This is a genomic window from Klebsiella sp. 141203 (assembly GCF_032601985.1).
Taxonomy (GTDB): domain Bacteria; phylum Pseudomonadota; class Gammaproteobacteria; order Enterobacterales; family Enterobacteriaceae; genus Klebsiella; species Klebsiella aerogenes.
The window spans coordinates 683,953-698,332 of the sequence record NZ_JAQIRL010000001.1; the positions used below are offsets into that span (position 1 = coordinate 683,953).

The 14,380-nt window shown below is 52.2% G+C and carries 7 protein-coding genes and 1 pseudogene; 6 read left to right on the forward strand and 2 right to left on the reverse strand.

Annotation, left to right across the window (positions count from 1 at the left end; translation table 11 throughout):
- The first annotated feature begins 162 nt into the window (after positions 1–162).
- The 3 genes and pseudogenes from sapA (at position 163) to PGR29_RS03345 (ending at position 3,636) form a co-directional block, all read left to right on the forward strand.
- Complete coding sequence (gene sapA, locus PGR29_RS03335) at positions 163–1,815, forward strand: ABC transporter substrate-binding protein SapA (protein WP_316424069.1); 1,653 nt, start codon at positions 163–165, stop codon at positions 1,813–1,815.
- Complete coding sequence (gene sapB / locus PGR29_RS03340; protein ID WP_015366265.1) at positions 1,812–2,777, forward strand: putrescine export ABC transporter permease SapB; 966 nt, start codon at positions 1,812–1,814, stop codon at positions 2,775–2,777. Before sapA ends, sapB begins: the two co-directional genes overlap by 4 nt.
- Positions 2,778–2,978: 201 nt before the next feature.
- Positions 2,979–3,636, forward strand: a pseudogene (locus PGR29_RS03345) (SOS response-associated peptidase).
- A gap of 433 nt (positions 3,637–4,069) precedes the next feature.
- On the opposite strand, the gene PGR29_RS03350 reads toward PGR29_RS03345, so the two are convergent.
- Positions 4,070–4,297, reverse strand: a complete 228-nt coding sequence (locus PGR29_RS03350; protein ID WP_072051401.1) for a hypothetical protein — start codon at positions 4,295–4,297, stop codon at positions 4,070–4,072.
- Positions 4,298–4,677: 380 nt separating this feature from the next.
- Positions 4,678–4,896, reverse strand: coding sequence for a cold shock domain-containing protein (locus PGR29_RS03355; protein ID WP_023279058.1), 219 nt, complete (start codon positions 4,894–4,896; stop codon positions 4,678–4,680).
- Between the two features lie 279 nt (positions 4,897–5,175).
- Here PGR29_RS03355 and cspF point away from each other — a divergent pair, with 279 nt between their 5' ends.
- The 3 genes from cspF (at position 5,176) to PGR29_RS03370 (ending at position 14,373) form a co-directional block, all read left to right on the forward strand.
- A complete protein-coding gene (gene cspF / locus PGR29_RS03360) occupies positions 5,176–5,388 on the forward strand; it encodes a cold shock-like protein CspF (protein WP_071787615.1) in 213 nt (70 codons plus the stop codon).
- 81 nt (positions 5,389–5,469) lie between these two features.
- Positions 5,470–5,634, forward strand: a complete 165-nt coding sequence (locus PGR29_RS03365; protein WP_213191361.1) for a YnfU family zinc-binding protein — start codon at positions 5,470–5,472, stop codon at positions 5,632–5,634.
- Between the two features lie 156 nt (positions 5,635–5,790).
- The gene (locus tag PGR29_RS03370) at positions 5,791–14,373 is read left to right on the forward strand and encodes a GH36-type glycosyl hydrolase domain-containing protein (protein ID WP_143830241.1); all 8,583 of its coding nucleotides are present in this window, start codon (positions 5,791–5,793) and stop codon (positions 14,371–14,373) included.
- Positions 14,374–14,380 lie beyond the last annotated feature (7 nt).

Sequence of the window (14,380 nt, forward strand, 5' to 3'; positions counted from 1 at the left end):
ATGTTTCATAATACTGGTTTATTTCCGACACTAAATTGACCAACTGGCTGGACAACATGCGCTGCCGGTGACCGCATTATCCCCCTCGATGTCGTAAAGGTGGTGGTAAATGTCATTTAATATTAATAAGATAGAGCTCTGCTCTATGATCAAAAAGAAAATATGCGCCTGAAATTGTCCTCTCTTTTAGCGGCAGCCTCGATGCTGTGCGGGCAGGCTTTTGCCGCACCGGCCTTGACTCCGGCGCTGCCAGCTAATGCCGATATCCGCGATAGCGGATTTGTCTATTGCGTCAGCGGGCAGGTAAATACCTTTAACCCGCAAAAAGTCAGCAGCGGCCTGATTGTCGACACCCTAGCCGCCCAGATCTACGATCGCCTGCTCGACGTCGACCCCTATACCTATCGTCTGGTACCTGAACTGGCGGAAAGCTGGGAAGTGCTTGATAACGGCGCCACCTACCGCTTCCATCTGCGCGATAAGGTCCAGTTCCAGACTACCGACTGGTTTAAACCGACCCGCGCCTTTAACGCTGATGATGTCATCTTTACCTTCGGGCGCATCTTTAACCGCGACGATCCGTGGCACAGCGTTAACGGCAGTAGCTTCCCCTATTTTGATAGTCTGCAGTTCGCCGATACCGTAGAAAGCGTTCGTAAGCTGGATAACCATACCGTCGAGTTTCGCCTGAAACGGCCGGATGCTTCGTTCCTGTGGCATCTGGCAACACACTATGCTTCGGTCATGTCGGCGGAGTATGCCGCGCAATTGACCAAAAGCGACCGCGAAGAACAACTTGACCGCGAGCCCGTCGGCACCGGTCCGTTTAAGCTGGAAGAGTATCGCACCGGGCAGTACATCCGCCTGCAGCGCCATGCGGCCTACTGGCGCGGCAAACCCTTGATGCCGCAGGTGGTGGTGGATCTCGGTTCCGGCGGCACCGGTCGTCTGTCAAAACTGCTAACCGGCGAATGCGACGTGCTCGCCTGGCCGGCCGCCAGCCAGCTCACCATCCTGCGCGACGATCCGCGCCTGCGTCTGACGCTGCGCCCGGGTATGAATATCGCCTGGCTGGCTTTCAACACCGCTAAACCGCCGCTGGATAACCCGGAAGTTCGCCACGCGCTGGCGCTGGCGATCAACAACCAGCGTCTGATGCAATCGATCTACTACGGCACCGCGGAAACCGCGGCCTCGATGCTGCCTCGCGCCTCGTGGGCCTACGACAACGACGCTAAAATTACCGAATACAACCCCGCGGAGGCGCGTCGTCGCCTGCAGGGCCTGGGTTTGAGTAATTTGACTTTAAAACTGTGGGTGCCGACCAGTTCCCAGGCGTGGAACCCCAGCCCATTGAAAACCGCCGAGCTGATACAGGCGGATATGGCGCAGGTGGGTGTCAAAGTGATTATTATTCCTGTTGAAGGCCGTTTCCAGGAGGCGCGATTGATGGACATGAGCCACGATTTAACGCTTTCCGGCTGGGCCACCGACAGTAATGATCCGGACAGTTTCTTCCGCCCGCTGTTAAGCTGCGCGGCGATTGGTTCGCAGACCAACCTCGCCCACTGGTGCAACCGCGAGTTTGATGAGGTATTACAGAAAGCGCTGATTTCGCAGCAGCTGGCCTCGCGCATCGAAGCCTATAAAGAGGCGCAGCATATTCTCGCCCGCGAGCTGCCGGTGCTGCCGCTGGCCTCTTCGCTGCGGCTGCAGGCTTATCGTTATGATATGAAAGGACTGGTGCTGAGTCCGTTTGGCAACGCCTCCTTCGCAGGCGTGTCGCGCGAAAAAGAAGAGGTGAAAAAACCATGATTATTTTTACCCTGCGCCGCCTGCTGCTGTTGCTTGTGACGCTGTTTTTCCTCACCTTTATCGGCTTTAGTCTCAGCTATTTCACGCCGCACGCGCCGCTGCAGGGCGCATCGCTGTGGAATGCCTGGCTGTTTTGGTTTAAAGGGGTGCTGCACTGGGATTTTGGCGTCTCCAGCATCAACGGCCAGCTGATTTCCGAACAGCTTAAAGTGGTCTTCCCGGCAACGATGGAGCTGTGCATTCTGGCATTTGGTTTTGCGTTATTGGTCGGCATTCCCGTGGGAATGATTGCCGGGATCATGCGTAATAAATGGCCGGATACGCTCATTAGCGCCCTGGCGCTGGTGGGCTTCTCTATCCCGGTATTTTGGCTGGCGTTGCTGTTTACCCTTTTCTTCTCGCTAACGCTGGGTTGGTTACCTGTCTCCGGCCGCTTTGATCTGTTGTACGAAGTAAAAACGGTGACCGGTTTCGCGCTCATTGATGCCTGGCTATCCGATTCACCCTGGCGCCATGAGATGATCGTTAGCGCCGCACGACATATGGTCCTGCCGGTGTTAACCCTGGCCGTCGCGCCGACCACCGAAGTGATCCGTCTGATGCGCATCAGTACCAGCGAAGTCTATGATACAAACTATGTTAAAGCCGCGGCGACCCGTGGCGTCACCCGCAGGACGATTCTCCACCGCCACGTGTTGCACAACGCCCTGCCGCCGGTGATCCCGCGCCTGGGGCTGCAGTTCTCCACTATGTTAACGCTGGCAATGATTACCGAAATGGTCTTCAGTTGGCCGGGGCTGGGGCGCTGGCTGATCAACGCTATCCGCCAGCAGGATTACGCGGCGATTTCCGCCGGAGTGATGGTGATCGGCGCGCTGGTCATTATCGTCAATGTGATCTCGGATATTTTAGGAGCCATGGCTAACCCACTGAAACATAAGGAATGGTATGCCCTACGATAGCACCTACAAAGCAAAAACCTTTATCAATTAAAAACAATGAGTTAAATTTTAAAATTGTTCGATATTCCTGACTTTAATACACAATTTTGTACACATTGTTTTTAACGTTAGCTCCGACAGTCATCAGTTTGATTGCTGTCGGAGTTTTCTTCCTACTCCTCCACACATTCTATACTTTCAGTCTGCAAACGGGAGGTAACCATGTGCGGACGCTTTGCTCAATCACAAACCCGTGAAGAGTACCTGGCTTATTTGGCTGAAGAGGCTGAGCGGGATATCGCTTATGACCCCGAACCAATCGGCCGGTACAACGTGTCGCCAGGTACAAAGGTTTTGCTCCTGAGCGAACGCGACGAACAACTGCATATCGATCCTGTCTTCTGGGGTTATGCGCCCGGGTGCTGGGATAAGGCTCCACTGATTAACGCGCGTGTTGAAACTGTGGCCACCAGCAGGATGTTTAAGGCGCTATGGCAACATGGCCGGGCGATCTGCTTTGCTGATGGGGGCTTCGGATGGAAGAAAGAAGGTGACAAGAAGCAACCCACTCTACTTTATCCATCGCGCCGATGGCCAGCCGATATTCATGGCGGCAATCGGAAGCACACCATTTGAACGTGGAGACGGAACAGAAGGCTTTCTGATCGTCACCGCAGCAACAGAAAAAGGTCTAATAGATATCCACGACCACCAGTCTCTGGTACTGTCGCCAGAAGCAGCAAGATAATGGATGAGGCAGGACATTGGAGGGAAAGAGTCAGAGGAGTTAGCTGCGAATGGCACCGTGCCCGCAGACAAATTTATCTGGCATGCAGTGACGCGCGCCGTAAGAAATGTGAAAAATCAGGGGAATAATTGATTGAGGCAATCAAATGCACATAGCCAGACGTACGCCTAATGCCAAAAGCGGAAATAAATAATAATTTTTCGATAATAACTTACTGGGTCAGAAAACGGAATATCCGGTGAAAAAGCCCTTGTTGCATTGTCTGGATGTATCAATATGATGCCGGGTTCCTCCCGGTAAATATTTAGGTATCCCCCCATGACTCGCGGCTTCAGTCGTGCATGATGAACATTCCAGCAGCAAAGTCATCAGGTTAGAAAGATATCTGCATTTTGTCAGTGCACAAAGAGTGACTTCCTTATATGAGAACGATTATTAAAAATGAACATGTAAAAAAAAGGCCTGCTATTAGCAAGCCACAAAGATTTTAACTCATTTTTTGTTCGCTTCTGATAAATAGGGTAAATACGCAATTCAATTTGAAGCAGAGAACATAACGAAAATGCTATAAATATTTCCGGAACGCATCGAGTATTTCCTGTGACATTAACTGTCTGTCAGAGGCTACGTAAATAACATCATGATCACCGGTTAATGAAGGAAAGCCTGCAGACATAATCTGTAGATGTATTTCTTCACCGTTTGGGTATTCCTGTCTGATTGAGGATGTACCCTCCGGAACGGTCATGACTTTACAGGATTCGGTATTAAAGAAAACGAGTACTTTTATCATATGCCACCATAATTCTGTTAGTCTTTCCCGTCACTCTCTTCTATCAGTGATGTTAAATGCCGATGCCATTAAAATACAATCAGGGACGTGATGCTTTCGAAGGCAGTCTCGTCTCTTACGCACTTTATTATTTAACAAGCAGTTAGCTTCTGCTTTCAGGCTTTCAGGCTTTCAGGCTTTCAGGCTTTCAGGCTTTCAGGCTTTCAGGCTTTCAGGCTTTCAGGCAGCAGTCCTGCACTTCATCACATCGGTCAGCACACTCATAATTGCGAAAAACATGTTGACCTGATATTAAAAAAACAACCGACTTTCTCTGATTTAATTTATGGACCTGTCTACTCAGGAATAATCCTTCATCGTTGTCGCGGGCCCACAAATCTTCATTTATCGCAAAGTATTACGTTTGTAGCAGCAGGCCCTTTTTCACCACTCTGCATGGCGAACTCAACTTTCTGCCCTTCAAATAAGGTATTGAAATTCTCACCATGGAGTGCGGAAAAATGGACGAAGACATCCTTGCTTCCGTCAAGAGGTGAAATGAAACCAAAACCTTTATCTTCGTTAAACCATTTTACCAAACCTTTAATTCTTGTGGACATACTGACTCCCGTTATACATGATAGTATTAATAGTAAACGTATAGTATTAAAGGTATGACTCAAAAGGAGGGGATATCAGCGATAGCGCCTGGTAATGAGGACTGACCAGAAAATGTTTAACGTTCGTTTGTACATTGAACTAACAGGATTCATTAAGACACGGGAGATACTAATACGCAAATTATTTTTTAGCCATCCAGAAGTCCTGCAGGAAAATTAAGTGTGGCAATATACTATTTTGAATGTATAGTCTTTACGTGTTTTTAATAAGGAATCGACTTGTCCCATAAAATGACAGGCATTGTCAAAAGCTTTGACATTCTCAGTGGTAAAGGCCTCATCATCCCTTCAGATGGGCGAAAAGATGTTCTGCTTCACATTTCAGCCGTTAACTCCCGCGAATCAGAATTACTCATCCCAGGAAGCCGCATAGAATTCTGTCGGATCAATGGTCCCAGAGGGCCTGTGGCTGCGAACATTTACCTCTCCTGAATTTCAGGGTCACAAAATAAACAGATTAAATCTTAACCATATGTGATACGGTGAAGTTCATTCATTGAAAGGTTAATGGTTATGTCTATTATCAATTACGCAATGAAATTCTTCAGCGGTGCATCTACTGCCACTGTTGTCTGCACTGTTTGTGGTTTCAAATCAGTTCAACCGATGGCAAAAATCCGGCGCAATCAGGCCATGCTTTGCCCTCGGTGTAAAGCCCTGTTTATCTCACGGCGCTAGTATCAACTGATCCGCCGTGGACAGAACCATCTTCTATACTTAAGTTAAATCCCAGCAGCTGTTAAATCCCTGATGCCTTACGCCCATCCTGAGAGAACGTTTCTGAACTGATTTCGCAACTGCTCCTGCGCGCTAATGTCGCATCAGAGCAATGCTATGAAAATGAACCCCAGAGCGTGGTTTAACCGCTCCCGTATTCCGGTGAATGCTGCCGAAAACGTAACGTTTTCGGCGAACGATCCTGCAAGCGAAAGCACTCCGCGGTCAGAACTCTTTTCGACTGCCCAGATGGAACGCTATGGTCAGAAGCTGGCGCGGACCCATAAAGTATCACCGGATAAACATCCCTATTATCTTCTGAAACGGCTTGGCGACAATGAGGCCGTTATCACCCAAAACTGCTATGAGCTTAATGCAGGTAAAAAGACCAGTATCATGCCCGCCGGGGAGTGGTTGCTGGACAATTATTATCTGATTGAGGAGCAAATCCGTACCGTCCGCCAGCACTTGCCGAAAAGTTTTGGTAAAGGTCTCCCGTCGCTGATGTCGCCGCTGAATTGCCCAAGAATTTATCATATCGCATCAGAGGCCATTGCTCACGGTGATGGCCGCTGGGATGCCACCAGTCTGACCAGCTATCTCGCTGCCTATCAACAGGTGACGCCGCTGACGCTGGGTGAAGTCTGGGCATTACCGGGAATGCTTCGACTGGCGCTGATTGAAAATCTTCGTCGTATCAGTATGGAAGTGATAAAAGCGCAACAGGACAGAAACCTGGCAGATACGTGGATAACCAGGATTTTCGAATGTGCAGAGAGTGCGCCTGGTGATTTAATTATGGTGGTTGCCGATTTGGCGCGCTCCCGTCCTCCGTTATCCAGCGCGTTTGTCGCAGAACTGGTGCGGCGTCTGCAGGGGCACGGCAACGCGCTGTCGTTACCTCTTACCTGGGTTGATCAGTGCCTTCGGGAACAGGGAGTCACCACTGACATTCTCATAAATAACTTCAATCAACAGCTTGCCGCCAGCCAGCTGTCTGTCAGTAACAGCATCGCAGGTCTGCGATTACTGGGTGAAACGGACTGGGCTGATTTCGCCGAAACGATAAGCGTCGTCGAACAGGTATTAAGCAATGATCCTGCCGGTATCTATCCCCGGATGCACTTCAATACCCGGGATCATTACCGGCACGTAGTTGAGGTCCTGGCCAGAGACAGTGGGCTCAGCGAGCCTGAGGTTGCTGACAGGGTGCTGGCGCTTTCAGAGGAAAAAGCCCCCAATACACCGGAACATCATGTTGGTTATTATCTCGCCGGCGAAGGTCGACAGGCACTGGATATACATCTCCTGGCAGACACCTCAAGACTCATACGCTTGCGGCACAGTTTCAACAGAATAACCCTGCTGTCATGGCTTGGTAGCCTGGCGTTGTTGACAACCGCAGCGACCGCGGCAATATTGCACGAAACTGCCATGCAGGGCGCAGGTTGGTTGTTAATCGCGGTGATATTACCTCTGGTTATCGCTTTAACTCAGTTAATGAGTGATTTACTCAGTGACGCAACCACCCGTTTTCGCGTTCCTCGCCCCTTGCCGGGGATGGATTTTTCAACCGGCATTCCCGCTGACAGTGCCACCATGATCGTCATCCCCTGCATGCTGACCAGCCACGAAAGTTTCAGCCAGCTCCTCTCCAGTCTTGAAGTCTGTTGGTTGGGGAATGAAAACGAAAATCTCAGGTTCGCGCTGCTCACTGATTTTGCAGATTCTGAAAATGAACCCTCGCCGGAAAGTCACGCGCTGCTCAGACAGGCTATCGCTGATACGCAGGTGCTGAATCGCCGCTACCCCTCCGGCCGACCACGTTTTTATCTGTTACATCGTCAGCCTGAATGGAACCCCTCGGAAGGAGCGTGGATGGGCTATGAACGCAAGCGGGGAAAACTGGCGTTACTGAACAGCTGGTTGCGCCATCCCGGAACGCAATTCGTCAGCGTTGCAGACATGCCTGCCCACCTTTTACCGGGTCACATAAAATACGTCATTACCCTGGACAGTGATACGGTGTTGCCGCGCGATACGGCTCACAAACTGGTCGCGGCGATGGCCCATCCGTTGAATACGCCAGAGTATGATCCGGTACGCCAGAGGGTGGTCAAAGGATTTGGTATTTTACAACCCGGTCTTGCTGAGGAGATACCACGTAACGGTCAGGGGCGTTACGCCGCCCTGCGCAGCAGCATACCGGGTAATAACCCCTATTCTATGATGTCTTCGGATATCTATCAGGATCTCTTTGGGGAAGGGTCGTTCGTGGGCAAAGGGATTTACGATGTTGACATTTTTATGCAGGCCACTGCCAATACCTGCCCGGAAAATCTGGTTCTCAGCCATGATCTCCTCGAAGGGTGCTATGCGCGCTCGGGTCTGCTGAGTGAGGTGTTACTCTACGAACAGTACCCTAATAATTATCTGTCGGACGTTGCACGCCGTTCACGCTGGATCCGGGGTGACTGGCAACTGCTTAACTGGCTGAAACCACACGTCAGAAAAGCCGATGGAACCCGTACCCGGAATCCACTGACCGCGCTTTCTTACTGGAAATTACTCGACAATCTGCGTCGCAGCCTGGTCGCCCCCTCTTTAGTGGTATTGCTCTACTTCACCCTGCTTTGGGTTCCCAATCCGGTTTACTGGCTGTGCATACTGTCACTGATTTGGCTGTTGCCAGCCCTCCTCTGCATCACCCATGACCTTCTCAATAAACCTCTGCGCCGTCGCCTGAAGCCGCATCTGTTACTTGTAATGGCGGGCGCGCTGAAGCGTCTGTCAGGTATCGGTCTTAATTTTGCGATACTGCCACACGAAGCCGGATATTCGCTGAAAGCGATCGCCGTGACGCTATGGCGACTGGGGATAAGCAGGCGTCACCTCAGCCAGTGGGTCAGCCACAGCCAGGACAGCAATCAGGCCAGATCCACTGTTGCACGTTTTTATCAGGCGATGTGGCTGAATGTTGCCGGTGGCGTGACGCTGATAATTCTGACCGGAAAATTGGCCCCCCAGCTGCTGGGGATTGTGTTACCGATCGGTTTGGTATGGTGTGTGGCGCCGTTGCTGATGAGCTGGCTGAGTCGTCAGCCCGTGCGTAAGGTTTTTTCGCCAGGTCAGGAACAAAAACAGCTGTTACGCCAGACAAGCCGTGAAATCTGGGCATTTTTTGAAACCTTTGCCACAGAAAAAGAGAACTGGCTTCCGCCTGATAATTATCAGGAAATACCACAACCGACGGTGGCACACCGAACTTCTCCTACCAATATTGGTCTTTCACTAATGGCTAACCTGACGGCATGGGACTTTGGCTACCTGCCCGGCGGAGAGGTGCTCCGGCGCGTGTCGCTCACACTCGACACGCTGGATAAAATGGAGCACTACCGGGGCCATCTGTACAACTGGTATGACACCCGTACGCTGGTCCCCCTCAGTCCACGCTATATCTCCAGCGTCGACAGCGGCAACATGGCCGGGCATTTGTTGACGCTGCGTGCAGGGCTGTCCGCCATGCGTCATCAGCCTGTTTTAAGCAGCCAACAGATACTGGCAGGACTGAACGATACGCTGGATATTCTGGAAAAACAGTGGGGTAAGAACCCACCTGACAGCCTGAGACTGCTGCGCAAGCATTGCCTGAATGCGGTGTCGCTCTCTCCGCAGGCGTTTATCAGCGAACTGAAAAACATGCGCACCCAGTGCAACCATCTGACCATGTTATGCCATCAGGGGTCACCTCTTCAGATGCGCTGGGCAGGACATCTGGAGCATCAACTGGTTCAGCTTTGCCATGAGTGGTCTCTGTTGCTTGGCTGGTTACCTGTATCCTGGAATGAGCAGACGCTGCCGACGCTGAGCGAGCTTGCCCGTCCGACATTAACCGGTACAGAAACGCCTCCGGCGTCAGTGGCGGAGCAGGCCCGAATGCGACTCAATATTATCACCGAGCTGGAACAGCGGCTGGATGAGCATGCCCGGATGGATTTCGCCTTTCTGTACAGTGAAGCAACCAGTCTGCTCAGCGTCGGTTATAACTGTGACACGAATACGCCTGACAAGAGCCACTACGATCTCCTGCCGTCTGAAATCCGCCTGACCAGTTTTCTTGCCATTGCGACTAATCAGCTGCCTCTTAAAAGCTGGTACGCGCTGGGTCGATTGTTTACCACGATTGATAATGAAACGGCCCTGATGTCATGGAGCGGATCCATGTTTGAATATCTGATGCCGAATCTGGTGATGCCCACCTGGCCCGGCAGCCTGCTCGATGAAATGAGTCAGTCGGCGGTTATGCGCCAGATTCACTGGGGGAAAGAACGCGGGGTACCATGGGGTGTTTCAGAGTCTGGCTATCATGCTTTTGATGTTCAGCATAATTATCAGTATCAGGCATTTGGCGTACCGGGGCTCGGTCTGCGCAGGGGGCTTGCCGATGACATGGTTGTTGCTCCTTACGCCACGCTGCTGGCGCTGATGGTTTCCCCGCAGAAAGCCTGTGAGAACCTGTTCAGGCTGCAAAAAAAAGGTGCACGCGGAGAATACGGTTTTTATGAAGCGCTGGACTATACCCCCTCACGTCTTGCAACCGGTCAGCGCTATGCGGTGGTACAGTCCTGGATGGCGCATCACCAGGGTATGGCATTTCAGGCGCTGGCTCATGTGCTGCTTGACGCCCCCATGACTGAACGCTTTATGTCCAGTACGGTATTCCGGTCAGCGAGTCTGCTGTTACAGGAGCGCGTGCCGGATGCGGTCGATCTGTACAGTCCGCGCCGTCATTTTGAATCTCATGAGGGCAGGGTCAAACCCATCCGCTATGAACCCCGTATTTTCTATAGCGTGGATACCCCTGCCCCGGATATTCAACTTCTGTCCAACGGCCATTATCATCTGATGCTGACCGCAGCCGGCGGCGGTTACAGTCGCTGGAACGATATTGCAATAACACGCTGGCGCAGTGATACCACCCGTGATAACTGGGGAGCATTCTGCTATATCCGCGATACCCAGACGGGAGATGTGTGGAGCAATACCTGGCAACCGACAGGCTACATCAGCGGACAAGACGAGGAAGTGTTATTCACCGATGCGGGGGCAGAATTCAGACGCAGCTTCGGGGGACTCAGCGTCAAAACTCAGGTGGTGATCTCTCCGGAGGATGATGTTGAATTACGACGGCTCACACTGATTCATCGTGGTCGCAAGCCTCGCTCTCTGGAGCTGACAACCTATGTTGAAGTGGTCCTGGCAGCGGCTGCCAGCGATCTGGCACACCCGGCATTCAGCAATCTGTTTATTCAGACTGAGCTGGCTCCTGAGCGTGACGCTATTCTTTGCCACCGTCGCCCGCGCTCACCGGATGAACCGGGTCCTTGCCTGTTTCACATGATGGTGGTGCACGGCGATAACCGAAATAACGTGTCGTTTGAAACGGACAGGGCAAGGTTTATTGGACGTGGCAGAAATCCTGCGAATGCCCAGGCAATAGAGGCGGGAGGGACGCTCAGCAACACGTCGGGGTCAGTGCTGGATCCGATACTGGCTATACGTCACTCCATCACTCTACAGCCGGGGCATCCGGTTACGATTGATATCGTTTATGGTATCAGCGAGAACCGCCAGCAGAGCCTGGCCCTGCTGGAAAAATATCGCGATTACCCTATTGCCGATCGCGTCTTTGAACTGGCCTGGTCTCACAGTCTGGTGGTATTACGCCAGATGAATGCCAGTGAAGATGATGCAACTTTGTTTAATCGTCTCGCCAGTGCTGTGCTTTACCCTGTCCAGGAGCTACGCGCTGAAGGCCAGGTGATCAGCCGCAACCGGCGTGGTCAGTCCGGTCTGTGGGGCTGGGCAATTTCAGGCGATCTGCCGATAGTACTGCTCAGTATAACCGGCGAAGAAAGTATCGCCTCAGTGACCACACTGATTCAGGCACACCGTTACTGGCGACAGAAAGGACTGGATGTTGATTTGGTTATCCTGAATAACAGCCCCGGTGGCTACCAGCAGGGATTACAAAATCAAATTATGGAATTAATTTATGCGGGGTCTGAAGCCAGTCTGCTGGACAAAACGGGCGGTCTTTTTGTCCGTAATGGCGAGCATCTCTCCGCAGAAGATAAGTTGCTTCTGATGAGCGTGGCCTGTCTTTATCTTGATGACCGCGCAGGGAGTATTAATGAGCAGCTTAACCAGCGTATCCATACCCTGAAATCGCCGGTCATAGCATTCATGCCGCGTGCAGTGCGCGAGCGTAATCAACATACGGACTGGCCCCCCGATATCAGTCAGTTATGCTATTTCAATGGGTTCGGTGGATTTTCTCAGGATGGACGGGAATATCAAATTGTTATGCGGGAAAATGCGCAGACACCGGCTCCCTGGTCAAACGTACTGGCAAATCCCCGTTTTGGCAGCGTGATCTCAGAGGCAGGACAGGCCTATACCTGGTATGAGAATGCCCATGAATACCGGTTAACACCCTGGGAAAACGATCCTGTGAGCGATCGCTCTGGCGAGGCGTTTTATCTGCGTGATGAAGAGACCGGGGAAAACTGGTCACCGACAGCGTTGCCTGTTCGCGGACACGGTGATTACCTGACCCGGCATGGTTTTGGCTACAGCGTTTTTGCCCATCGAGAGAGTGGAATAGACAGCGAGCTGACGGTCCTGGTTGCCGAAGAGGCGCCAGTTAAACTGGTGCTCCTGACACTCAGTAACTCTTCGGGACGGACACGTCAACTCTCCGTCACAGGTTATGTAGAGTGGACGCTCGGAGGATCACGAACTCGCTCAGCTCCTCACATTGTGACACATGCGGCCAGAACGTCTGGCGGTTGCGGGGTGCTGGCGAACAACTTTTATGGTGATAATGGTGGAGGCCGAACTGCATTTTTTGCCGTCAGCGGTAATGACTGTTCGCTGACCGGGGACCGTCGGGAGTTTATTGGCCGTAATGGTTCCCTTCACGCGCCGTCAGCCATGAAATTGCGCAGGCTTTCAGGTAACACGGGCGCCGGTCTGGATCCCTGCGGGGCGGTACAATCGACGGTAACATTAATTGATGGGGATCAGAGGACGTTTATTTTTATCCTCGGCGCAGAAGAGAATGATGTTTGTGCTAATGAGACGCTGGCCCATTACATGAACGAGGATACAGTCCGCCAGGAGCTGAACCGGATTCATAACCACTGGCACAATGTGCTCGATAAAATCGTGGTTAACACCCCCGACACGTCAGTAAATTTACTGGTCAATGGCTGGCTGTTATATCAGACAGTCGCCTGTCGTCTTATGGCCCGCAGTGGTTACTATCAGTCTGGCGGTGCATATGGTTTTCGCGATCAGTTGCAGGATTCACTAGCACTGAGCCATGCTGATCCGAACCGGTTGCGTGAACAGATAATACTCTGTGCCTCCCGGCAGTTTATCGAGGGGGATGTGCAGCACTGGTGGCACCCACCACACGGTAACGGTGTCCGTACCCGTTGTTCAGATGACTACCTGTGGCTGCCGCTTGCCGTTTGCCACTATGTTGAAACGACGGGGGATATGGAGGCTCTGGGAATACACATTCCTTATCTGGAGGGGCGCCCGCTTCCGCCTGGTGAAGAGTCTGTCTATGACACGCCGGTCATCAGCGGCATCGGAGAGACTCTCTGGTTACACTGTGTCAAAGCTATTCGCCATGGACTTCGGTTCGGGGGGCATGGCCTGCCGCTGATGGGGGCTGGTGACTGGAATGACGGGATGAACCGGGTGGGTATCGAAGGCAAAGGTGAAAGCGTCTGGCTGGGCTTCTTCCTGTACGACATTTTGCAGCGGTTTGCAGCGCTGGCGGAGCGCAGGCTGGATGAAAGCGTCGCCGCGATGTGCCATTCACAGGCTCTGCGCCTGCAAAGCAATCTCGAAGCCCACGCCTGGGATGGGGAATGGTACCGGCGCGGGTATTTTGACGATGGTACTCCCCTGGGATCGAAAACCTCACAGGACTGCCGGATTGATGCGATTGCGCAGAGCTGGTCTGCATTGTCCGGTGCCGCGAGCCCGGGACGGTGCGCAAAGGCCCTGCAGGCGCTGGATAAGCACCTTGTGGATAACAAAGGCGGGCTGATCAAACTGTTAACGCCTCCTTTCGACGGACACGGTCCAAATCCGGGCTACATACAGGGGTACCTGCCCGGTGTGCGGGAAAACGGAGGGCAGTATACTCATGGCGCCATCTGGGCCGTGATGGCATTTGCCCGGATGGGGAATGCCAAACGTGCCTGGCAACTCTGGTCAATGCTCAACCCTGTAAATCATACTCTCAATGCGGGCTCTGTCGGGATTTATAAAGCTGAACCTTATGTCATGAGTGCTGATGTCTACAGCGTAGCTCCCCATACTGGTCGTGCAGGCTGGAGCTGGTACACCGGTTCTGCAGGCTGGGCCTGGCGTTTACTTACCGAGGAATTACTGGGGATAAAACGCACCGGCACTGACTTTAGTGTTCATGCCCTATTACCGGATGCGTGGCCGTCTTTTTCTATTGCTTATCAGTATGGTGAAAGCCACTATCAGATTAGTGTCTCACGCGGCGATGCAGAATATTCCGTGACGCTGGATGGTGTTCTCCTCCCTGATGACAGAATACCGCTGAAGGATGATGGACAAAACCATACGGTTGAGATCATTCAGAACTGACACTGAT